Annotated in this window: 19 protein-coding genes and 1 riboswitch; of the genes, 13 read left to right on the top strand and 6 right to left on the bottom strand. The window is 60.8% G+C overall.

Translation table 11 applies throughout. The features are described 5' to 3' along the window. Nucleotides 1-130: 130 nt before the first annotated feature. On the top strand, nt 131-1,066 hold the full coding sequence (locus BLU25_RS03155) for a LysR family transcriptional regulator (RefSeq protein ID WP_083369518.1): 936 nt from the start codon (nt 131-133) through the stop codon (nt 1,064-1,066). On the opposite strand, the gene surE is transcribed toward BLU25_RS03155, so the two are convergent. Continuing rightward, entirely contained in the window at nt 1,063-1,839 is a 777-nt protein-coding gene (gene surE / locus BLU25_RS03150; protein ID WP_016780926.1) for a 5'/3'-nucleotidase SurE, read from the bottom strand. The genes BLU25_RS03155 and surE overlap by 4 nt on opposite strands. A gap of 59 nt (nt 1,840-1,898) precedes the next feature. Continuing rightward, complete coding sequence (gene hemB / locus BLU25_RS03145; RefSeq protein WP_016780925.1) at nt 1,899-2,873, bottom strand: porphobilinogen synthase; 975 nt, start codon at nt 2,871-2,873, stop codon at nt 1,899-1,901. A 237-nt stretch (nt 2,874-3,110) separates the two neighbouring features. On the opposite strand from hemB, the gene BLU25_RS03140 reads away from it, so the two are divergent. Next, nucleotides 3,111-3,614: a PaaI family thioesterase gene (locus BLU25_RS03140; RefSeq protein ID WP_016780924.1), complete on the top strand. Its 504-nt coding sequence runs from the start codon at nt 3,111-3,113 to the stop codon at nt 3,612-3,614. 61 nt (nt 3,615-3,675) lie between these two features. Here the strand turns inward: BLU25_RS03140 and BLU25_RS23705 are convergent, their stop codons facing one another. Further along, nucleotides 3,676-4,011: an RcnB family protein gene (locus tag BLU25_RS23705; RefSeq protein ID WP_029611411.1), complete on the bottom strand. Its 336-nt coding sequence runs from the start codon at nt 4,009-4,011 to the stop codon at nt 3,676-3,678. A 182-nt stretch (nt 4,012-4,193) separates the two neighbouring features. Between BLU25_RS23705 and BLU25_RS03130 the strand changes: the two genes are divergently transcribed. The 8 genes from BLU25_RS03130 to BLU25_RS03095 all read left to right on the top strand — a co-directional run bounded on the left by BLU25_RS03130 (nt 4,194) and on the right by BLU25_RS03095 (nt 12,495). Beyond that, on the top strand, nt 4,194-4,967 hold the full coding sequence (locus BLU25_RS03130) for an SDR family NAD(P)-dependent oxidoreductase (RefSeq protein ID WP_016780922.1): 774 nt from the start codon (nt 4,194-4,196) through the stop codon (nt 4,965-4,967). Nucleotides 4,968-5,003: 36 nt separating this feature from the next. Next, the gene (locus BLU25_RS03125; RefSeq protein ID WP_016780921.1) at nt 5,004-6,302 is read left to right on the top strand and encodes an MFS transporter; all 1,299 of its coding nucleotides are present in this window, start codon (nt 5,004-5,006) and stop codon (nt 6,300-6,302) included. Between the two features lie 105 nt (nt 6,303-6,407). Beyond that, nucleotides 6,408-7,565: a DUF1624 domain-containing protein gene (locus BLU25_RS03120; protein WP_016780920.1), complete on the top strand. Its 1,158-nt coding sequence runs from the start codon at nt 6,408-6,410 to the stop codon at nt 7,563-7,565. 32 nt (nt 7,566-7,597) lie between these two features. Continuing rightward, nucleotides 7,598-7,794, top strand: a riboswitch (cobalamin riboswitch). A 116-nt stretch (nt 7,795-7,910) separates the two neighbouring features. After that, nucleotides 7,911-8,924: an ABC transporter substrate-binding protein gene (locus BLU25_RS03115; protein WP_016780919.1), complete on the top strand. Its 1,014-nt coding sequence runs from the start codon at nt 7,911-7,913 to the stop codon at nt 8,922-8,924. Next, nucleotides 8,921-9,937, top strand: a complete 1,017-nt coding sequence (locus BLU25_RS03110) for a FecCD family ABC transporter permease (protein WP_016780918.1) — start codon at nt 8,921-8,923, stop codon at nt 9,935-9,937. The genes BLU25_RS03115 and BLU25_RS03110 overlap by 4 nt, the downstream gene beginning before the upstream one ends. Next, nucleotides 9,934-10,695 (top strand): ABC transporter ATP-binding protein, encoded by a 762-nt coding sequence (locus tag BLU25_RS03105; protein WP_016780917.1) that lies wholly within the window; start codon nt 9,934-9,936, stop codon nt 10,693-10,695. Before BLU25_RS03110 ends, BLU25_RS03105 begins: the two co-directional genes overlap by 4 nt. A 22-nt stretch (nt 10,696-10,717) precedes the next feature. Continuing rightward, nucleotides 10,718-11,155 carry a pseudoazurin gene (locus tag BLU25_RS03100; RefSeq protein WP_016780916.1) on the top strand — a complete coding sequence of 146 codons (438 nt, stop codon included), beginning with the start codon at nt 10,718-10,720 and terminating at the stop codon, nt 11,153-11,155. Beyond that, nucleotides 11,152-12,495: an OprD family porin gene (locus tag BLU25_RS03095; protein ID WP_016780915.1), complete on the top strand. Its 1,344-nt coding sequence runs from the start codon at nt 11,152-11,154 to the stop codon at nt 12,493-12,495. The genes BLU25_RS03100 and BLU25_RS03095 overlap by 4 nt, the downstream gene beginning before the upstream one ends. A 175-nt stretch (nt 12,496-12,670) precedes the next feature. Here the strand turns inward: BLU25_RS03095 and BLU25_RS03090 are convergent, their stop codons facing one another. From BLU25_RS03090 to BLU25_RS03080, 3 genes are all read right to left on the bottom strand, one after another. Next, nucleotides 12,671-13,135, bottom strand: coding sequence for a copper chaperone PCu(A)C (locus BLU25_RS03090; protein WP_016780914.1), 465 nt, complete (start codon nt 13,133-13,135; stop codon nt 12,671-12,673). 29 nt (nt 13,136-13,164) lie between these two features. Beyond that, nucleotides 13,165-13,770: an SCO family protein gene (locus BLU25_RS03085; RefSeq protein WP_016780913.1), complete on the bottom strand. Its 606-nt coding sequence runs from the start codon at nt 13,768-13,770 to the stop codon at nt 13,165-13,167. 278 nt (nt 13,771-14,048) lie between these two features. Beyond that, nucleotides 14,049-15,452 carry an MFS transporter gene (locus tag BLU25_RS03080; RefSeq protein ID WP_029611409.1) on the bottom strand — a complete coding sequence of 468 codons (1,404 nt, stop codon included), beginning with the start codon at nt 15,450-15,452 and terminating at the stop codon, nt 14,049-14,051. 127 nt (nt 15,453-15,579) lie between these two features. On the opposite strand from BLU25_RS03080, the gene BLU25_RS03075 reads away from it, so the two are divergent. The 3 genes from BLU25_RS03075 to BLU25_RS03065 all read left to right on the top strand — a co-directional run bounded on the left by BLU25_RS03075 (nt 15,580) and on the right by BLU25_RS03065 (nt 19,553). Beyond that, the gene (locus BLU25_RS03075) at nt 15,580-16,239 is read left to right on the top strand and encodes a helix-turn-helix transcriptional regulator (protein ID WP_016780911.1); all 660 of its coding nucleotides are present in this window, start codon (nt 15,580-15,582) and stop codon (nt 16,237-16,239) included. A 90-nt stretch (nt 16,240-16,329) separates the two neighbouring features. After that, nucleotides 16,330-18,030 carry a lipid IV(A) 4-amino-4-deoxy-L-arabinosyltransferase gene (gene arnT / locus BLU25_RS03070; RefSeq protein WP_086797119.1) on the top strand — a complete coding sequence of 567 codons (1,701 nt, stop codon included), beginning with the start codon at nt 16,330-16,332 and terminating at the stop codon, nt 18,028-18,030. Continuing rightward, complete coding sequence (locus BLU25_RS03065) at nt 18,027-19,553, top strand: ArnT family glycosyltransferase (RefSeq protein WP_083369517.1); 1,527 nt, start codon at nt 18,027-18,029, stop codon at nt 19,551-19,553. Before arnT ends, BLU25_RS03065 begins: the two co-directional genes overlap by 4 nt. The last annotated feature ends 45 nt before the right edge of the window (nt 19,554-19,598 follow it).

The raw sequence follows: 19,598 nt of genomic DNA, 5'->3' as shown, positions 1-19,598 counted from the left end.
AAACAGGGTAAAGTCACAACGTATTTGCGCCGCTTTCCTGGAAAGCACACGTCACCACGGCACAGTGGCCCGGACTGTGTAATTATTGCCGCCACAAGAAAGCACGCTTACGTGTGGGGTAATAATCAGGATGGATATTTTTCAGGCGATGCGGGTGTTTGTCCGCGTAGTCGAAACCGGCAGCTTCACCGCGGCGGCGCAGGCGCTGGGTTATTCAACGGCGCAAACCTCGCGGCTGCTGTCCGAGCTGGAGTCTTCGCTGCAAGCCCGGCTGTTGCAACGCAGCACACGGCGCCTGGCCCTGACCGAGGTGGGTGCGCGTTATCTGGAACGCTGCCGGATGATTCTGGGCGAGATCGAGGATGCCAATGCCGAAGCGGCGGGTGCGCACCTGATCCCCCGTGGCCATTTGCGTGTGCAGTCCACCACCGGGTTGGGCATCCAGCTGCTGGCACCGTTGGTGGCCCGCTACACCGAGCTGTATCCGCAGGTACATGTCGACCTCACCCTGTCACAACGCCAGCCCGATCTGCTTGAAGAGGGGCATGACCTGGTGATTACCCTGTCGGCCCATCTGCCGGATTCGGAGCTGATCGGCCAGCCGCTGGGCAGCATCTTCAGTGTCATCAGTGCAGCCCCCTCCTACCTCAAGGGCCGGGACATCCCGACGGTACCTGACGATCTGCACCAGCACCGCTGCCTGCACCTGGTCGACCCGTTGTTTACCGACAGCTGGACCTTTCGCGATGATCAGGGCGAACAAGTGATCCGCCCCGGCAACGTGTTCCAGGTCAACGTGGCGGAAGCGATGGCCAAAGCGGCCGAGGCCGGGCTCGGGGTGTGCCTGTTGCCCGATTATGTGGCGGTAGGCTCTTATCAGCGCGGCTCGCTGGTGCGTCTGCTGCCACATTACCGCCTGCACGAAAAAAGCATCTACGCGCTCTACCCTTCACGGCGGTTTCTGGATGCCAAGGTCAAGACCTGGGTGGAGTTCCTCAAGCAGGAAATCCCCAAGGTGCTTGAAGGGCACCAGGCCATCGTCGATGACCCGGCCCATTGGGCTTAACTGGCTTGCAGCGCGCTGCGCAGTTGCTCGCGCAGGGGCATGGCGGTGCGATCGAACTCCAGTGGCGTGACCGAGATCCCGCCCTGGGTTACCACCTGGGTTTCGGTGTCGATGGCTTCGGCGTGCTGATGGCGGGTGATGCTGAGCCAGTAGTACTTGGCCTCGCGAAAGTCGGTGCGCTCGATGGCTTCCACACCGTCCATGCGCCCGGCACCCTGGCGGGTGATCTGGATCGGCCCGGCGTCATCGGCTGGTACGTCGGGAAAGTTGATATTCAGGCAGGCCCTTTGTTCCCAGCCCTTGCCGAGCAACTGCCGGATCACGCCGGGGGCCAGGGTGCGGGCGGTATCCCAGCGCACGGCACTGCGACGGGTAAAGTACTGGCTCAAGGCGATGGACGGCACGCCCATCAACAAACCGGTCATGGCCGCGCCTACGGTACCGGAAAACAAGGTTTCAACCCCCAGGTTGGCGCCTTTGTTGATACCTGACAGCAGCAGTTGCGGCGGTTTGTCCAGCAGCTGCTGCAAGGCCATCGCCACACAGTCGGCCGGGGTTCCGGAAACCGAGAAGCGGCGCTCGCCGCGCTGGGTGACGCGCAACGGGTGGTGAATGCTGATGGCCGTGGAGATACCGCTTTGGTCATGGTCCGGTGCCACTACCCAGACTTCGTCCGCCAGCTCGTGGGCCACGGCCTCAAGTGCGGCCAGACCCGGGGCGTCAATCCCGTCGTCGTTGGTAATCAGGATGCGTTCGAGTCGGGCGTGGGGCATGGAGTTCTCCTTTGGAAGAGGGGCGGCAAGCCAGCACGAGATTGCTTGCCGCCTGCAGCTTAGATGCCCTGCAGCGCCAGATCCATCGCAAAGTAGGTGAGGATCATGTCGGCACCTGCACGCTTGATCGAACCCAGGCTCTCGCGTACTACGCGGGCCTCGTCAATGGCACCGGCCTGGGCACCGAACTTGATCATTGCGTACTCACCGCTGACCTGGTAAGCCGCCAATGGCAGGTGCGAGGCCTGGCGAATGTCGCGGATGATGTCCAGGTAAGCACCGGCGGGCTTGACCATCAGCACATCTGCACCTTCCTGCTCGTCCAGCAGCGACTCGCGGATGGCCTCGCGGCGGTTCATCGGGTTCATCTGGTAGGACTTGCGGTCGCCCTTGAGCGCACTGCCGCCCGCTTCACGGAACGGGCCATAGAGAGCCGAGGCGAATTTGGTCGAGTACGCCATGATCGACGTGTCGCTAAAGCCGGCACCGTCCAGGGCGCTGCGAATGGCCTGCACCTGGCCGTCCATTGCTGCCGAAGGCGAGATAAAGTCGGCACCTGCCGCCGCGGCGGCGACCGCCTGCTTGCCCAAGTTGATCAGGGTCGCGTCGTTGTCGACACCGTGGTCATGCATCACGCCGCAATGGCCGTGAGAGGTGTACTCGCAGAAGCAGGTATCGCTCATCACCACCATGTCAGGCGCGGCATCCTTGCTGATGCGCACCATACGCGACACCAGGCCGTCTTCGCGCATGGCATCGCTGCCAGTGGCGTCCAGATGATGGGACACGCCGAACAGCATCACCGACTTGAGCCCCGCCCGCGCATAACGCTCGATCTCACCCGCCAGTTTCGACTCAGGTATACGCATCACCCCCGGCATACTGGTGATAGGCACGAAGTCGTCGATTTCTTCTTCGACGAAAATCGGCAGCACCAGGTCGTTGAGGCTGAATTCGGTTTCCTGGAACATGTCGCGAAGGGTCTGGGAACGGCGCAGGCGGCGCGGGCGTACAGCGGGGAACTGGTTAGGCATCATGGTTCCTGATGGGCAGATTCAAAAAACAGACGAGCCTTGGCTCTATGGCGCAACAAATACAGGATTGATCCTGCAATTGCAAAAGATCTGGCCTATCTGCGGCCGCTTGTCACGCCGGGTTTGCGCAGTATGGCCCCGCTTGCCCTGCCCCTGCCTGACACACATCAAAGCCGTGCACTCATACCAACGTTTACGTTAACGTAAGGCATCCTTCATTCCACGGACGATCACGCCATGCCTGAGCTTACCCCTTCGCTACAAGACACCGCTGCGCCGGATGGCGTGTGCTACGGCTGCGGCAGCAGCAACCCCGACGGCCTGCATATCAAGAGCTTCTGGGATGAAGACGGCGTGCATGTGCGCGCCGAGTACCTGCCCGACCCCAAGTACTGCGGCTGGCCCGAGCTGGTGTATGGCGGCCTGGTCGCCATGCTGGTCGACTGCCACTCCAACTGGACGGCAATGGCCTATCACTACCGCATGGAGCACCGCGAAGTGGCCAGCTTGCCACGCATCAGTTGTGTCACGGGGAATCTGGGGATCAAGTTTATCAAGCCGACGCCGATGGGCGTGCCGCTGACCCTGCGGGCCAGGGTCGAGGGCGATGTCGGGCGCAAGACGCGGATCCTCTGCGAAGTGTATGCCGGGGATGTGCTGACAGCGCTGGGCGACTCGATTTTTGTGCGCGTCGATACCGGGCAACTGGCCACTGCTGCCCACGGCCGCGAGGCGGGTTAAGCGCAAACTGGCAGGTACGGCGCGTTCCGGCCATCGCGAGCAAGAACGCGCCGCGCTGTGACTATTTACCCAGTACTTTGCCGTCCCGGGTACGGATTTCCTTGATCACGGCATTGACCCGATTGACCAGCACATAATGCCCGCTGATTTGCACCCATTGTTCATGCTCATCGGGCTGGGGCAGCCCTTTGGCCTTCCAGTCGCTGATCGCAACATCGTCCCGCGTGTATTGATCAGGTGCCTTGTCGCCGTGACCATAGCAACTGCTCAGGTCCATTGATTCGGCCAGGATCTGCCCGGGGTTGCAGTCTGCGGGTTTGGCATCATCAGCCTGCGCGGCATAAGGCGCGACACACAGGAAACCAGCCACTATCGATGCAGAAATCAAGCTGCGCATGTTCACCTCAACGTATGGGAGTACAGGCTCAATGGACAAGCGGGCGCTGCAGTACGTTCCACCGCGATAATCAAAAATATTGATCACCATATCAGCAATGACGATTGGACTGCACCGCCAGCCTGGGGTGAAGTAACCATAGGGCCGGTCAAAATAATAAGCGGCCGTATGTGGAGAACAACATGTCATTCAATATCAGCAGCTTTCAGCTGGAGGGTCGCCGTGCCCTGATTACCGGTTCAGGCCAGGGTATCGGGCTGGAGCTGGCCCGTGGACTGGGCGCTGCGGGCGCTACCGTGGTGATCAACACTCGCAATATCGAAAAATCCCTGGCGGTTGCCGCTCAATTGCGCGATGAAGGCCTGAAGGCTGAATCCGTGGCCTTCGATGTCACCGACCGCGAACAATTGCTGGCTGCGATCAACAGGTTCGAGGCCGATATCGGTGCCATCGATATTCTGGTCAACAACGCCGGTATTCAGCGCCGCGCGCCGCTGGAGGACTTCAGCGCCAGCGACTGGCACGATGTGATGCGCACCAACCTGGACGGGGTCTTCCATGTGTCCCAGGCCGTGGCGCGGCACATGATCGCCCGTGGTCGCGGCAAGATCATTAATATCTGCTCGGTGCAAAGCCAGCTGGCACGCCCCACCATCGCCCCTTATGCCGCCTCCAAAGGGGCGGTAAAGATGCTTACCAAGGGCATGTGCGCCGAATGGGCCCGCCACGGTATTCAAGCCAATGGCCTGGCTCCCGGCTATTTCGCCACCGAAATGAACCGCGCCCTGGTCGATAACCAGGAGTTTTCCGAGTGGCTGTGCAAACGCACGCCGGCAGGTCGCTGGGGGCGGGTTGACGAACTGTGCGGCGCAGCTGTGTTTCTGGCCTCCCCTGCCTCTGACTTTATCAACGGTCAAACCCTGTTTGTGGACGGAGGCCTGACCAGCGTTGTTTGACCCGCACCGGCAAAAAAACAATAACAAGGAACACCCATGAGCAACCTTAACGAACAGGCCCTGCCGGCACTCGACCCTGGCAGCGCACAAGCAACGGGCAAGGGCTTCGCGACCAAGCGCTGGCTGTACCTGATCCCGCTGATTTTCATTACCTACAGCCTCGCCTACCTCGACCGGGCCAACTACGGCTTCGCCAGTGCGGCGGGCATCGAGCAGGACCTGGGTATTACCAAGGGCATGTCCTCGCTGATCGGCGCGCTGTTTTTCCTGGGCTACTTTTTCTTCCAGGTCCCGGGGGCGATCTACGCGCAGAAGTACAGCGTGCGCAAACTGGTGTTCTGGAGCCTGATCCTGTGGGGCTTTTGCGCCATGGCCACAGGGTTGGTGACCAATATCCCGATGCTGATGGTTATCCGCGTGTCGCTGGGGATTGTCGAGGCGGCCGTGATGCCGGCCATGCTGATCTTTATCAGCAACTGGTTCACCCGCAAAGAGCGTTCGCGGGCCAATACCTTTCTGGTGCTGGGCAACCCGGTGACCGTGCTGTGGATGTCGGTGGTGTCCGGCTACCTGATCCAGGCCTGGGGCTGGCGCGAGATGTTTGTTATTGAAGGCGCGCCGGCGGTGCTCTGGGCCTTCGTCTGGTGGCGCATGGCGCGGGACAAGCCCGAGCAGGTCAACTGGCTGAGCGCACAGGAAAAAGCCCGGCTAGCTGCCACCCTGGCCGATGAACAGAAAGGCATGAAGCAGGTGCGCAATTACCGCCAGGCCTTCACCAGCCCGGTGGTGGTGCAGTTGTGCTGCGTGCATGCGCTGTGGAGCATCGGCGTGTACGGTTTTATCATGTGGCTGCCGAGCATTATCAAACAGGCGGCCGCTGCGGATATCGTCACCGTTGGCTGGTTGAGTGCGGTGCCTTATGTGGCGGCGGTGGCAGCCATGCTGGTGGTGTCATGGGCCTCCGACAAGACCCAGCAGCGCAAGCATTTTGTATGGCCGCTGCTGGCACTGGGGGCTCTGGCGTTCTTTTGCTCGTACCTGCTGGGGTCTTCGCACTTCTGGCTGTCGTTCGCCCTGCTGACCCTGGCAGGGGGCGCGTTGTACGCACCCTACGGGCCGTTTTTCGCGCTGATCCCGGAGATTTTGCCGGCCAACGTGTTTGGCGGCGCCATCGGCCTGATCAACGCCTGCGGTGCGCTGGGGGCTTTTGTCGGTTCGTGGATCGTGGGCTATCTGATCGGTCTGACCGGCAATCCGGGCGCAGCCTATATCTTTATGACCGCCGGGGTGCTGTCTTCAGCACTGCTGATGGCATGGGTGAAAGTGCGGCACTAGACACCCCGCCGACATTTGCGAATGTTTCTCGAAGGGATGACAGGGCAAAGAGGAATGTTATACAGTATCAATACTATATAACATTCCCTTGCCAGCGATCCCTCAATGACTGCCACTGCCCCTCCCTCACACCAGCGCCTGCTGTCCATCGATGCCCTGCGCGGGCTGGTTATCCTGTTTATGCTGCTGGACCACGTGCGCGAAACGTTTTTCCTGCACCGCCAGGTGGCTGACCCGATGAATATCGAGATCACCGACCCTGCCCTGTTTTTCAGCCGTACCTTGGCCCACCTGTGCGCGCCGGTGTTTGTATTGCTCACTGGCCTGTCGGCTTATCTGTATGGCGAAAAGTATCAGGGCAAACGCGATGTCTCGGCGTTCCTGTTCAAGCGCGGGCTGTTTCTGGTGGTGCTGGAATTCACCCTGGTCAACTTTGCCTGGACTTTCCAGTTGCCGCCGTCGGTGATCTACATGCAGGTGATCTGGGCCATTGGCGTCAGCATGATCGCCCTTGCTGCCCTGGTGTGGCTGCCGCGCCCGGTACTGCTGGTACTCGGCCTGGTGATCATCGCCGGGCACAACCTGCTCGACACCCTGCATTTTGCCCGGGGGTCAGTGATGCATGTGCCCTGGGCGATTTTGCATGATCGCGGCTGGATTGAAGTGGGTGACAGCTTGCGCATGCGCACCTCCTACCCGGTGTTGCCGTGGATCGGCGTTATCGCACTGGGCTATTGCCTGGGGCCCTGGTTTGCCCGCTCCGCTCCGGCGGCCTTGCGCCAGCGTTATTTATTGCTGGCAGGCAGCGGTGCCCTGCTCGGCTTTGTTGCGCTGCGTTTGCTCAACGGTTACGGCGAGGCGCCCTGGGCCAGCCATGCCGATACCACACAAACCTTGATGAGCTTTTTCAATATCACCAAGTACCCGCCTTCCCTGCTGTTTCTGACCCTGACCCTGGGCGTGGGCCTGTTGCTGCTACTGGCTTTTGAGCGGGTACAACAACGCAAGTGGATCAGCACACTCGCCGTATTTGGCGCGGCGCCGATGTTTTTCTATTTGTTGCATCTGTATGCACTCAAAGTACTGTACCTGGCCTGCGTCGCCCTGTTTGGCCTGAATCAGACCACCTATTTCGGCTTCGACAGCATCGGTGCGGTGTGGCTAACGGCAGTGCTGCTGGCCATTTCGCTGTACTTGCCGGTTCGCTGGTTCGCCAACCTGAAAGCCCGACGCCGGGATATCACCTGGCTTAAGTATTTCTGATTCTGACGGCGGCCCCATTAGCAAACAAGATCGATTATCATCCCGCCGCCGGTCCCCCCACGCGGGGGGTTAAAAGGGAATCCGCAGTGCTGTTACAGCACCCAACGGAACTGCCCCCGCAACTGTAGATGACGAGCCTGCACCAAAATTGCCACTGGGAGCCCCCCGGGAAGGCTGGTGCAGGCGATGACCCATCAGTCAGGAGACCTGCCGGCAAAGTCCAAAAACTAACCGGCGGGGTGTCCGGGGAGGCATCCTGCTTAGTACTGTTGCTGCAGCAGTACCCGATGATGCATTCCCGACCGTGCACCTGTGCCCCGTGTACGATCAAATGGAGATTGCACCATGCTGTTGCACCGTGTTGTTACCCTCATCACCACCCTGGCGTTGCCGGCACTGGCCCATGCCGCCCCCACACACTACCCCCTGACCCTGCAGAACTGCGCCAGCCCGCTGACATTTCAACATGCCCCGAAAAGCGCGGTAACCATCGGCCAGGCCGGCACCGAAATGTTCTATGCCCTGGGGCTGGGCGACAGGCTGGTGGGCACTTCGCTGTGGTTCAACGATGTCCCCGTGCAATACCAGGCACAGAACGACAAGGTTGAACGCCTGGCCGACAACGACCCGAGCTTTGAAGCCGTCATTGCCAAGCGCCCGGAGCTGGTGGCCGTGCAACTGGAGTGGATGGTGGGGCCGCAGGGGGTTGTGGGTACCCGTGAGCAGTTTCACGAACTGAACATCCCCACCTACCTGATGCCTTCGGATTGCGAAGGCAAGGACAACCTGGTCGGGGCCGACGGCACACGCCTGCAGCCGTTCAGCATAGACAGCGTCTACAAGAGCATCAGCCAGCTGGCCGAGATCTTCGATGTGCAGCAGCGCGGCGAACAACTCAACAATCAGCTCAAGGCCAGCCTGGAAAAATCCATCGCCTCACTCAAGGGCAAGGACCTGAGTTCCACCAGCGCATTGTTCTGGTTCTCCAGTGCGGACATGGATATCGACCCCTATGTTGCCGGGCGCAAAGGCATCCCCGACTTTATGCTCAACACCCTTGGTGTACGTAATGTCGTGGAGTCCGATGAGGAATGGCCAACTGTTGGCTGGGAAACCCTGGCCAAGGCCAACCCGACGTTTCTGGTGATCGCGCGTATGGACCGCCGACGTTTCCCGGCGGATGACGTCGAGAAAAAACTCGAATTCCTGCGCACCGACCCGGTAACCCGCACTATGGATGCCGTAAAAAACAACCGCATCATCGTCCTCGATGCCCATGCGATGCAGGCCAGCCTGCGTCTGTTCGACGGGATCGAAACACTCGCCACTGCCATCCGCCAACACGACCTGCCTAAATGACTGCACGCTCGCTACTGGCCTTGGCAGCCTGTGTTGCACTGTTACTGGCAGTGCTCGCCGGAGTGGCCATCGGTGAAACTCCGATCGCACCCGGGGTCGTGCTGCAGGTTCTGGCCAACAAGCTGTGGGCCGCCGGGCATGTGCTGGACCCGATCGACGAAGGGATTGTCTGGAGCTACCGCCTGACCCGAGCCCTGGTGGCTGCTGCCTGCGGTGCGGGGCTGGCCACCTGTGGCGTGGTGTTGCAGTCGTTGCTGCGCAACCCGCTGGCCGACCCTTACCTGTTGGGGATATCCGCCGGTGCTTCGACCGGTGCCGTGCTGGTGGCGGTGCTGGGGTTGGGCGCGGGGGCGGTATCACTCTCGGCCGGGGCCTTTGCCGGAGCGATTTGCGCCTTCGCCCTGGTTATTTTGCTGGCACGCGCCAGCGGGCCCACCGGCGCCAGTGCCCAGATCATCCTGGCAGGCATCGCTGGCTCGCAGTTGTTCAACGCAATCACGGCCTTCCTGATCACCAAGTCGGCCAGCTCCGAGCAGGCCCGCGGGATCATGTTCTGGTTGCTCGGCAACCTCAGTGGCGTGCGCTGGCCTGCAGTGTGGCTGGCGGTTCCCGTGGCCGTGGCGGGGCTGGCCGTGTGCCTGTGGCATCGGCGGGCGCTGGATGCCTTCACCTTTGGTGCGGACTCGGCGGCGTCACTGGGCATCCCGGTGCGCCGGGTACAGCTGTTGCTGATCAGTTGTGCGGCGCTGGTCACGGCGGTGATGGTGTCGATTGTCGGCTCCATCGGCTTTGTCGGGCTGGTCATACCCCACGCCGTGCGTTTGCTGGCAGGTACCGGGCATGGTCGCCTGTTGCCCGCCAGCGCACTGGGCGGGGCGTTGTTCCTGATCGCCGCCGATGTACTGTCGCGCACCCTGATAAAAGGCCAGGTGATTCCTGTCGGCGTGGTCACCGCCCTGGTGGGCGCGCCGGTATTTGCACTGATCCTGATCGGCAGGAGACATGCACGATGACGGTACTTAGCTGTAGCGATCTGGGTTACCGCGTGGGTGATGCAAACCTGTTGCAAGGCATCACCCTCAGCGTGCAGCGCGGCGAGACCCTGGGGATTGTCGGACCCAATGGCTCGGGCAAGTCCACATTGCTCAAGTTGCTGGCCAACTTGCGGGTGCCCGGCGAGGGCCTGGTGTTACTGCACGACCAGGCGCTGCGCAAAATAAGCCAGCGCACTATTGCGCAAACACTGGCGGTGGTCGAACAGCATGCCGACACCCATGACGCCATTGGCGTGTTCGATGCTGTTGCCCTGGGCCGGACACCCTGGCTGTCGGCGCTAAGCCCGTGGTCGGCCAAGGACACAGCCATCGTCGAGCAGGCACTGGCCGATGTGGATGCCACTCACCTGCGCGACCGCAGCTGGCGCGGGCTGTCGGGGGGTGAGCGCCAACGCGTGCATATCGCCCGGGCCCTGGCGCAGCGCCCGCAAATACTGTTGCTGGATGAACCCACCAATCACCTGGACATCCAGCATCAGCTGAGCATTTTAAAAACCGTACAGGCCCTGCCCGTGACCACCCTGATTGCCCTGCACGATCTCAACCAGGCCTTGAGCTGTGATCGCCTGGCAATTCTTGAGCGGGGCCGCCTGATGGCGCTTGGCAAACCCCTTGAAGTCCTGACCCCGCAACGGCTGCAGGCCACATTCGGGGTACAGGCGCACTACCTGACTGACCCTTTTGACGGCGCGCAGATCCTGCGCATGCGCGTTTGAACACTATTTAAGAGAACCCAACATGCGTATTTCATCCCTGACACTGCTACTGACCACTGCCCTGCTCTGCACCTCGGCACTGGCACAAACCCACGAAGTCAAAATGCTCACCCGCAGCGCCAATGCGGGAATGGTCTATGAACCGGATTACCTGCGGATTGCCCCCGGTGACACGGTCAAGTTCATCCCCACGCAAAGCGGCCACAATGCTGCGACCCTGCCCGGGCTGCTGCCTGAAGGCGCACAACCGTTCAAGGGCAAGATCAATCAGGAGGTGGAGCAAACCTTCAGCGTGCCCGGCCTCTACGGCATTCAATGTACTCCGCACCTGGCCATGGGCATGGTCATGCTGATCCAGGTGGGCGAGCCTGCTGCCGAGCCCCCGGTACTGCCCGCCACGCTGCCCAAACGCGCACTTGACCGCTTGAATGCAGCACTGCAACAGCAGGTGGCGAAATGAGTGCCGTAAGCACGCGCTCCGCGATCCTGATCGCCCTCGCCAGCCCCCTGGCGTTGGCGGAGTCGGCCCAGGAGCAGGCCAAGGGCTTGATCGAAGACAGTACCTGGAGCCTGGTCAACCGTACGGTCTACGACAATCGTGAGTATCGCCACGGCGCCAGCAACAGCGGCGCTCGCAATGCATACAAACCACGCGCCGAACGCAATGGCTATGCCGAAGAATGGGCCTACGGCCTGATGGGCACCTTGCAGTCCGGTTTTACCCAGGGCCTGATCGGTGTCGGGGTGGATGCCCATGCCTATATAGGCCTCAAGCTGGACAGCGGTGGTGGTCGCGCCGGCAAGGCTCGCCTGCTGGGCCTGGATAACGACGGCTACCCCAAGGACAACTACGGCCGCGGCGGCGCGGCCCTCAAGCTGCGGATGTCCAATACGGTGCTGTCCTGGGGCGAACAACGGGTCAAGACCCCGGTGTTCAGTTCATCCGACAGCCGCTTGCTGCCGGAGACTGCCACCGGGGTGTTCCTCACCAGCAACGAGTTCAACGCCCTGAAAATGGTCGGTGGGCATTTCACCGAAAGCACCGACCGCAATGCCAGCAGCCACGACCAGGGGTTCGTGGTCAATTATTCCAATGGCCCCAAGGGCGATGCATTCGACCTGGCCGGGCTGGTGTACACCCCGAGCAAAAACCTCAGCGCCAGCCTCTACACCTCGCGCTACGAGAACACCTGGAACCAGCATTACCTGGGCGCCGTCTTCAGCCACGCGCTGGATGAAAACCGCTCGCTGTCGCTGAACCTCAACCTGTACCGCACCACCGATGAAGGCAAGGCGCTGTCGGGCACTATCGACAACACCACCTGGAGCTTGTTGAGCACCTACGCCCAGGGCCCGCACAGCTTCAGCCTGGGGTATCAGAAAGTGCATGGCGACACGCCATTTGACTATGTGACGCGGGGCGCGATTTTCCTGACCAACGCGGTGCAATTGTCTGACTTCAACGCCCCCAACGAACAATCATGGCAAGCGCGCTACGACCTGGCGATGACCCCCTGGGGCATGCCGGGGCTGGTGTTCAGCGCTGCGTATGTACGAGGCAGCCAGATTGACGGTACGCACGTTGACCCGCGGGGCGGCTATGCGTATCTGGGCTATGGCAAAGGCGGGAAACACTGGGAACGGGATCTGGAAGCGCGCTATGTGGTGCAGAGTGGTGTGGCCAAGGGCACCATCATGTCATTGCGACACAATGTGCATCGTGGCAACACTGCACAGGCCGAACTGGATGCGGACCAGATTCGCCTTGCGGTCGAATACCCGCTGACGGGGCGGTTTTGATGATTAACGGCCTATAAAACTGTAGTCGCTGAGGAGCGAAGCGAGGCTGCGATCGGGTGCGCAGCGCCCGTAAGATCGGGCAGTGCGGTACACCGAGTGCTCAGGGTTCACGGGCGCTACGCACCCGGTCGCAGCCTTCGTCCCTCGGCAGCGGCTACAGGCTTTTAACCGTGTTTCAGTGCATCGCACCATGGTCGTGGTGCATCGGCATGCTGTTGAGTGCCCGCGCCTCGGCCTTGACCTCAATCAGCTCCTTGACCCCTTTGCTGTCTTCAACAATCAGGGTCAAGGGCACTTGATCACCGGCTTTAACCTGGTTCACCAGGTCAATCAGCATCACATGGTAGCCCTCAGGTTCGATGGCCACGCTCTTGCCTGCAGGCAACGCTACCGCTGCCACCGGCTTCATGCTCATCACATCGTTTTGCATTTTCGACTCGTGGATCTGCACCGTCCTGGCCACCGGCGAGCGGACTTCAACCAGCTTGCTGTCGGTGCTCGAAGTAATGTGCATAAAGGCACCGGTCGAAGGCTGGCCGGCCACGGTGGCACGCACCCAGGCATCGTCCACTACGGTTTGCGCAGAAACATGCAGGCTCATGCCCAGCAGTGACAACAACAGATACTTAACAGGTTTCATAGGGTTGGCTCATTCCAAAGGGCACAGGATCAGCAGACTGACATCACTGTCAGCAGGTCTTCGGCACACTGCTTGGCGGACAGCGAAGGCGACAGGCCAAGGCGCAATACACCACGGGAATCGAAAACGAAACTGGTCGCGGTGTGCGACAGGGTGTACGAATCGCCGGTCGGGATTTTCTCGTAAAACACCTTGAATTCCTTGGCCGTAGCCGCGGTTTCTTCCAGGGTGCCGGACAAGGCGATAAAACTCGGGTCGAAGGCTTTTACATAGGCATCAAGCATCGCCGGCTTGTCGCGCTCAGGATCCAGGGTGATAAACACCACCTGCAGGCGGTCACCGTCGGGGCCCATCATTTTCTTCGCCTGGGCGGCACGGGCCAGCGCTGTCGGGCACACGGCCGGGCACTGGGTAAAGCCGAAGAAAATCATCGGCATCATCCCGCGAAAGCTGCCCAGCATCATTTCGTTGCCTTGCGCATCCCTGAGCTTGAACTTACGCCCGAGGATTTCATTGCTGAGGTCTTTGCCGTATTTGTATGACAAACCGCTGCCGGGGTCGCAACCTGCGATCAGCCCCAGGCTGAGCAAGCCAAGACCGGTGACTACGCGGCGGCGAGTCAGTAAATCATTCATGTCAGGTTCCTTTAAGCGGCCTTTTCCAACGAACAAGGCCTTTAACCTGCGCACTGTCAGGCAGGTGTGTACGCTGCCCGATGCCTGGAGTGACCGGCTCAGTGCGCACGATTGCTGTGGGGTAGACGTGTTGCATGGGCATGGAATTTACCACTGTCGCAGGTCTGTCGCACGGCAGCCATGCCCCTCAATGGTGCATGGCCACGTCGCCAGCCCGTAAAACCGCGGGGTACAGCAAGGCCTGCGACAAATCGACACAGGTCTGATTTCTGGCGGATTTAGCGCTTTGCGCTATGGGCAATCACCTGCCGTACCGTAATAAACAGCAACGCCGACAACACGGCATACAGGCCAAAGAGCCAGGCGGCAGCCCTGGCGGCCCCTGTCACGCCACCCGGCGTGGTTAAACCGGCCATATTGGCAATCATCCCCGCCAATGCTGCACCGATCGCCGTGGCGATCAGTTGCACGGTGGTAATGGACGCACCGGCAATGTCCTTTTCACTGTCTGGCACATTGGCCAATACGCGAGTGAGCAAATGCGGCCACGCCAGCCCGATACCTGTACCGACGGCCATCATTGCCAGGCATACACCGGCCAGGCTGAGCAATGAACTGCCAATTTGCGGCACGCTGAGAGCTGCCAGTGCCAACCCCGACGCCACAAAGAGCGGGCCGCAACGGATGGCCCGATTCGCGGATGCCGGTGCCAGGCCGCTGCTGTACAGCGCGCCCAAGGTCCAGCCCGCCGCCATCAACGCTGCAATATAGCCCGCCACCAGCGGCGTTTGCAGATGCAGGACCTGCAAGAAGTACGGCACAAACACTTCGCTGGTCATGCCAATGACCATCAGGCTCATCGACAGATAGATCGGCAACAGGGCACTGCCAGGGGTCAAGCTGTGTTTGGGCAACATGCGATGCCTGTCGCTGCCTTCGACACGGTACACGGCATACAACAGCACCAGCCCGCACATCAGGCCGAGCGCGTTATACAGCGGCGATGGCGTGATGCTGCCCAGGGCAATCGCCAGCACCACGCCGGTCAACAGCACCAGTTGCAGCCAGGGCAAGACCAGACGAGGGGGGGCCTCGACGCTTTTGCCGGACAGCATGGCCCAGGCCAGCAGCATAAACAGCAGGGTCACCGGGATCAGCGCCCAGAATGCTGCACGCCAGGCATCGTACTGCGCAAATACCCCGCCCACGGCCGGACCAATCAAGGTCGCGGCGCCCCACATACCTGAAATCAGGGCCATTGCCCTAGGCCACAGGCCTTCGTCGAACACCAGGCGAATCATTGAATACGGCAGGGCAAACAACAGCCCGCCACCCAAGCCTTGTATGGTTCGCCCCAACACCAGCACGGCCATGTCCGGAGCACTGCTGCAAACCCCGCAACCCAACGCAAACACCAGCCCGGCGAGGCTGTACGCGAGCCTGGGGCCAAGGGCCGAGAGGCATTTGGCCGATAATACCGAGCCGATGATCGAGGCCACCACAAACAGCGTGGTGTTCCATGCGTAATAGTCCAGCCCGCCGATATCCTTGACCACCGAGGGCAAAATGGTTGTCACCAGATAGACGTTGATGGCATGCAGCGCCACCCCGCCTGCCAGTGCCGCTGAGCGCAGCCCGTTACTGCCCCATAGCAATGCAGACCATCCCGATGCCGTTGTCATTTGCCTTCCTTGAATGCCATTTTATTGCAATCAGCCTATTATAAAAGGAAAGTCTTTGGTAATTAATTTATCATCCGGGCGGTATGATCCCAGCCCACAAACCTTATGACCCTGGTGGCTTTGTTCTATGCCCGTGACCGACTCCCCTGATGCCGCACGCAACACCGGCGCCACTGCCGAGCGCATCCTGTTTCTGCTCAAAACCCGCGGGCCGCTGAAAACCGCGGATCTTGGGGCCATGCTCAATATCACCCCGGAAGCTGCGCGCCAGCAGGTCCAGAAGCTGGTAGACGGCGCCATGATCGTTGGCTGCCTGATGCCGCCGGTTGGGGCCGGGCGCCCTTCGCAAAAATGGGTTTTGACCGATGCCGCTCAAGCCAGATTCCCCAACACCCATGCACAGCTCACGGCGCAGTTGATTGACTCAATCAAGCTGATCTACGGCAATGAAGGGATCGACAAAGTGGTCGAGAGCATGGAGCTGGCCAATACCCGCGAATACGTTGCCGCCTGTGAGCAAGGGCGAACTCTGCAAGAAAAGGTTCAATTACTGGTGGCCATACGCGACACCGCCGGGTATATGGCGAGCATGGAGGCTGAAGGCGACAACTGGCTGATCATCGAAAACCACTGCCCGATCTGTGTTGCGGCGCAGCAATGCCAGGGTTTTTGCCGGGCAGAGCTACAAGTGTTCCAGGCGGCCATCGGTGACTACGGGCAGGTTGAGCGCACAGAACACATGATCGCCGGCAGTCGCCGTTGCGTGTATCGGGTAACCCCCGCTTGACCCGCATTTTTTTCACATCGGCTTCACCTCCCTGCCACCTCCTCCCGATTAACGTGCCGGCCATAACTTACGTCGATAACAGGCGCGCAGATGGAAAGCATGGCTGGCGTTGTACCTCACACTACCCGCACTCAAGGTCTTGAACGCTGGGCAATACCCGGATTGATCCTTGCGTTTGTGGTGTTTTACCTGTTGCCCCTGATGATCCACGGCTTGTGGATTCCTGACGAAACCCGCTACGCCCAGATCGGCCAGGACATGCTCCATAGCGGCAACTGGGTGGCCCCGCACTTTATGGGCCTGCGCTATTTCGAAAAGCCCATTGCCGGTTACTGGATGATCGCCATCGGGCAAGCCGTATTCGGTGACAACCTGTTCGGTGTGCGTATCGCTTCGGCGCTGAGTACCGGGCTGAGCGTGTGGCTGGTCTGGCTGATCGCCGGGCGGTTATGGCGCGACCCGCGCAAGCGTTTCGCCAGTACCCTGATCTATATGAGCTTCGGCCTGGTGGCCGGGCAAGCCGGGTATGCCAACCTCGACCCGCAGTTCACTTTTTGGGTCAACCTCAGCCTGGTGGCCGTGTGGTTCGCCTTCGACAGCAGCGCTCGGCGTGCGCGCCTGTGCGCATGGGCCGTACTGGGACTGGCCTGCGGTATGGGCTTTATGACCAAGGGGTTTCTGGCCTGGTTACTGCCCGTATTGATCGCCGTGCCCTATGCCTTGTGGCAGCGGCGCATCAAGGAGGTGCTGAGCTATGGCCCGCTGGCGATCCTTGTGGCAGTGGCGATCTGCCTGCCGTGGGCGCTGGCGATCCATCATCAGGAGCCGGACTTCTGGCAGTTCTTTTTCTGGAACGAACATATCCGTCGTTTTAGCGCGGCCGATGCGCAACACACCCAGCCCTGGTGGTTCTACCTGCCGATCCTGCTGGCCGCCAGCTTGCCCTGGGCTGCCCTGCTACCCAACACGCTGATCGATGCCTGCAAGCAAAGGCGCGAACCGGTGACAGGTTTTCTGTTGCTGTGGCTGCTGCTGCCACTGGCGATCTTCAGCCTCAGCAAGGGCAAGCTGCCCACCTACATCATGCCGTGCCTGCTGCCTTTGGCGCTGCTGATGGGCCATGCCGTGGTTTCGTGGAGGGAGCAGGCAAAGGGCCGCATCCTGCGTATCAACGGCCTGTTGAATGTGCTGTTGGCGGTGGCCGGGCTGGTGGGGCTGGCTTACCTGCAATTGAGTCGTGCGGTGTATGCGAACACCGAGGTGTTCAGCCTGTCGCTGGCCTATATCGTGTTGCTGGGCTGGCTGCTGAGCAATGCCTTGCAAGCTTTGCGCCCGCTGCTGCTGTGGGCTGCACCTGCGGTGGGCATGGGAGTGCTGGTGGCGCTGTTGCCCGCCGCGATGCCCGGGGTGATCGTCAACAGCAAAATGCCCGATCAGTTTATTGCCGAGCATGTGCAGGAGCTGAGCCAGGCCGGCACGCTGCTCAGCAATGACCTGGGTGCGGCATCGGCCCTGTCCTGGCGCCTGGGCCGGCCTGAAATTACGCTCTATAACACCACCGGCGAGCTTAAATATGGTTTGGGTTATGCCGATTCAGCCGGGCGTCAGGTTGATATGGATAACATCGATCGCTGGATGAAGGAGGCACGTTTACGCGGCTCGGTCGGCGTGGTCATGCGGGTTCATTCGGCGTTGGAAACCCACGAAGTCGAGTTGCTGCCGCAGGGCGGCAAGCGCTACGAACGCGGCGATCTGGCGATTTTTATCTTCCCCAAGGTTCAGCCTGAATGACTCTGATCAAACGCTGGAACAGCGAGCAAAAAGCCTTGCTGGTGTTGTTAGCCGTGTCTGCCCTGCTCTTGTTGCTGGGCCTGGGTTCACGGGAGCTGTGGGGGCCGGAAACCCGCTGGGCCAATATCGCCCTGCAGATGCTGCAAAGCGGTGATTACCTGGACCCTTATCTCAAGGGCTCGCCCTACTACGACAAGCCCCTGCCCTCGTACTGGCTGATCACGGCCAGTGCCGGGCTGATGGGCGGGCTGGGGCATTGGTCACTGCGCCTGTCTTCAGTGCTTGCCGCCTGGCTGAGCGTATGGCTGGTGTACCTGATCGGCGAACAGTTGTTTCGCAAGGGTACCGGGCTGATCGCTGGCTGGATGCTGGCCACGACCTTCTACTTTGTATTCTGGGCACGGGTGGCCACGGCGGACATCCTTACCGTGTTCGGCCTGCTTGCGGCCGTCTGGTGGTACTGGCGCGGACCTGATGACACGCGTTTGAGTCGCTACTGTGTATTTTTCCTGTTGCTGTCCCTGACTTCGCTGCTCAAGGGCCTGATCGGTTTTATCCTGCCAGGGCTGGTGCTGTTGCCTCATCTGCTGAGCGAACAACGCTGGAAACGCCATCTCAACGGGCGACTGTTGCTGGCCCTGGTCATTGCCGGGGCCGTGTACATGCTGCCCTTCGCGCTATCGCGCCTGTATGGCGCGCCCACCTATGGCGAGAGCGGGCTGGGGCTGGTGCTGCGTGAAAACGTGGTGCGTTTCTTCAACCCCTTTGACCATATGGGGCCGATTTACACGTACCTGATTTACCTGCCGGCGTACACCTTGCCCTGGGCGCCGTTCTGGATGATCGGGCTGTGGGTTGCCCTGCGTCAGTGGCGCCATATCGAGCCCAATACGCGCTGGCTGGTATGGGGGCTGGGTTTGTTGTTTGTGTTCTTTACCGCCAGCGGCAGTCGGCGCAGTTATTACGTGTTGCCGCTGGTGCCTTTTGCGCAGTTGTTGGCCGCCTGGTGGGTGACCCGGCGCCTGGCGCAAGGCAAAACCTCCCCGCGCCGCTGGAACATCGGTTTCGGCATGAGTGCGACGTTACTGCTGCTGGTGCTGGGGGTGTTCTATCCGTGGTCCAACGGTGGCGGCGGAGTTGTGCAGTTTGGCCAGGACGTGAAGGCGCAGGCCAGCAAGCAGGCGCCCTGGGACCAATGGCGCATGGTGATGATCGATGTGGACAACAAGCTGCCGATGTATGTGCAGAACGGCGGCGAACCGTTTTTCTATGTCGACCAGAGCCAGGATTACCCCCGCACTGGCGACAGTGCCGGCTTGATGGCCTGGCTGGACAAAACCAGCGGCCAGCATTTCAACCCGCAGCGCACGCTGATCTTTGCCCAATATCGCAGTGGCGATCCCCTGCCCCTTGGCTATTTGAGCGTGGATCACCAAACCCTCACCAGCCAGCCGGACAACGGCGACCGGTTATTGCACCAGCGTGAGGGTGGCAGCGTGGTGTATATCCCGCAAACGCCCTGACCCGACTCGGCATACTGTGGGAGCGGGCTTGCTCGCGATGGCATC

Source organism: Pseudomonas fragi (assembly GCF_900105835.1).
Lineage (GTDB): Bacteria > Pseudomonadota > Gammaproteobacteria > Pseudomonadales > Pseudomonadaceae > Aquipseudomonas > Aquipseudomonas fragi.
The sequence above is the reverse complement of the archived record's forward strand: the minus strand, read 5'-3'. Positions and strand labels throughout refer to the sequence as shown.

Bases quoted from the DNA above. Each gene is read 5' to 3' on its own strand.
- BLU25_RS03155 (WP_083369518.1), top strand. From the start codon at position 131: ATGGATATTTTTCAGGCGATGCGGGTGTTTGTCCGCGTAGTCGAAACC.
- surE (WP_016780926.1), bottom strand. From the start codon at position 1,839: ATGCCCCACGCCCGACTCGAACGCATCCTGATTACCAACGACGACGGG.
- hemB (WP_016780925.1), bottom strand. From the start codon at position 2,873: ATGCCTAACCAGTTCCCCGCTGTACGCCCGCGCCGCCTGCGCCGTTCC.
- BLU25_RS03140 (WP_016780924.1), top strand. From the start codon at position 3,111: ATGCCTGAGCTTACCCCTTCGCTACAAGACACCGCTGCGCCGGATGGC.
- BLU25_RS23705 (WP_029611411.1), bottom strand. From the start codon at position 4,011: ATGCGCAGCTTGATTTCTGCATCGATAGTGGCTGGTTTCCTGTGTGTC.
- BLU25_RS03130 (WP_016780922.1), top strand. From the start codon at position 4,194: ATGTCATTCAATATCAGCAGCTTTCAGCTGGAGGGTCGCCGTGCCCTG.
- BLU25_RS03125 (WP_016780921.1), top strand. From the start codon at position 5,004: ATGAGCAACCTTAACGAACAGGCCCTGCCGGCACTCGACCCTGGCAGC.
- BLU25_RS03120 (WP_016780920.1), top strand. From the start codon at position 6,408: ATGACTGCCACTGCCCCTCCCTCACACCAGCGCCTGCTGTCCATCGAT.
- BLU25_RS03115 (WP_016780919.1), top strand. From the start codon at position 7,911: ATGCTGTTGCACCGTGTTGTTACCCTCATCACCACCCTGGCGTTGCCG.
- BLU25_RS03110 (WP_016780918.1), top strand. From the start codon at position 8,921: ATGACTGCACGCTCGCTACTGGCCTTGGCAGCCTGTGTTGCACTGTTA.
- BLU25_RS03105 (WP_016780917.1), top strand. From the start codon at position 9,934: ATGACGGTACTTAGCTGTAGCGATCTGGGTTACCGCGTGGGTGATGCA.
- BLU25_RS03100 (WP_016780916.1), top strand. From the start codon at position 10,718: ATGCGTATTTCATCCCTGACACTGCTACTGACCACTGCCCTGCTCTGC.
- BLU25_RS03095 (WP_016780915.1), top strand. From the start codon at position 11,152: ATGAGTGCCGTAAGCACGCGCTCCGCGATCCTGATCGCCCTCGCCAGC.
- BLU25_RS03090 (WP_016780914.1), bottom strand. From the start codon at position 13,135: ATGAAACCTGTTAAGTATCTGTTGTTGTCACTGCTGGGCATGAGCCTG.
- BLU25_RS03085 (WP_016780913.1), bottom strand. From the start codon at position 13,770: ATGAATGATTTACTGACTCGCCGCCGCGTAGTCACCGGTCTTGGCTTG.
- BLU25_RS03080 (WP_029611409.1), bottom strand. From the start codon at position 15,452: ATGACAACGGCATCGGGATGGTCTGCATTGCTATGGGGCAGTAACGGG.
- BLU25_RS03075 (WP_016780911.1), top strand. From the start codon at position 15,580: ATGCCCGTGACCGACTCCCCTGATGCCGCACGCAACACCGGCGCCACT.
- arnT (WP_086797119.1), top strand. From the start codon at position 16,330: ATGGAAAGCATGGCTGGCGTTGTACCTCACACTACCCGCACTCAAGGT.
- BLU25_RS03065 (WP_083369517.1), top strand. From the start codon at position 18,027: ATGACTCTGATCAAACGCTGGAACAGCGAGCAAAAAGCCTTGCTGGTG.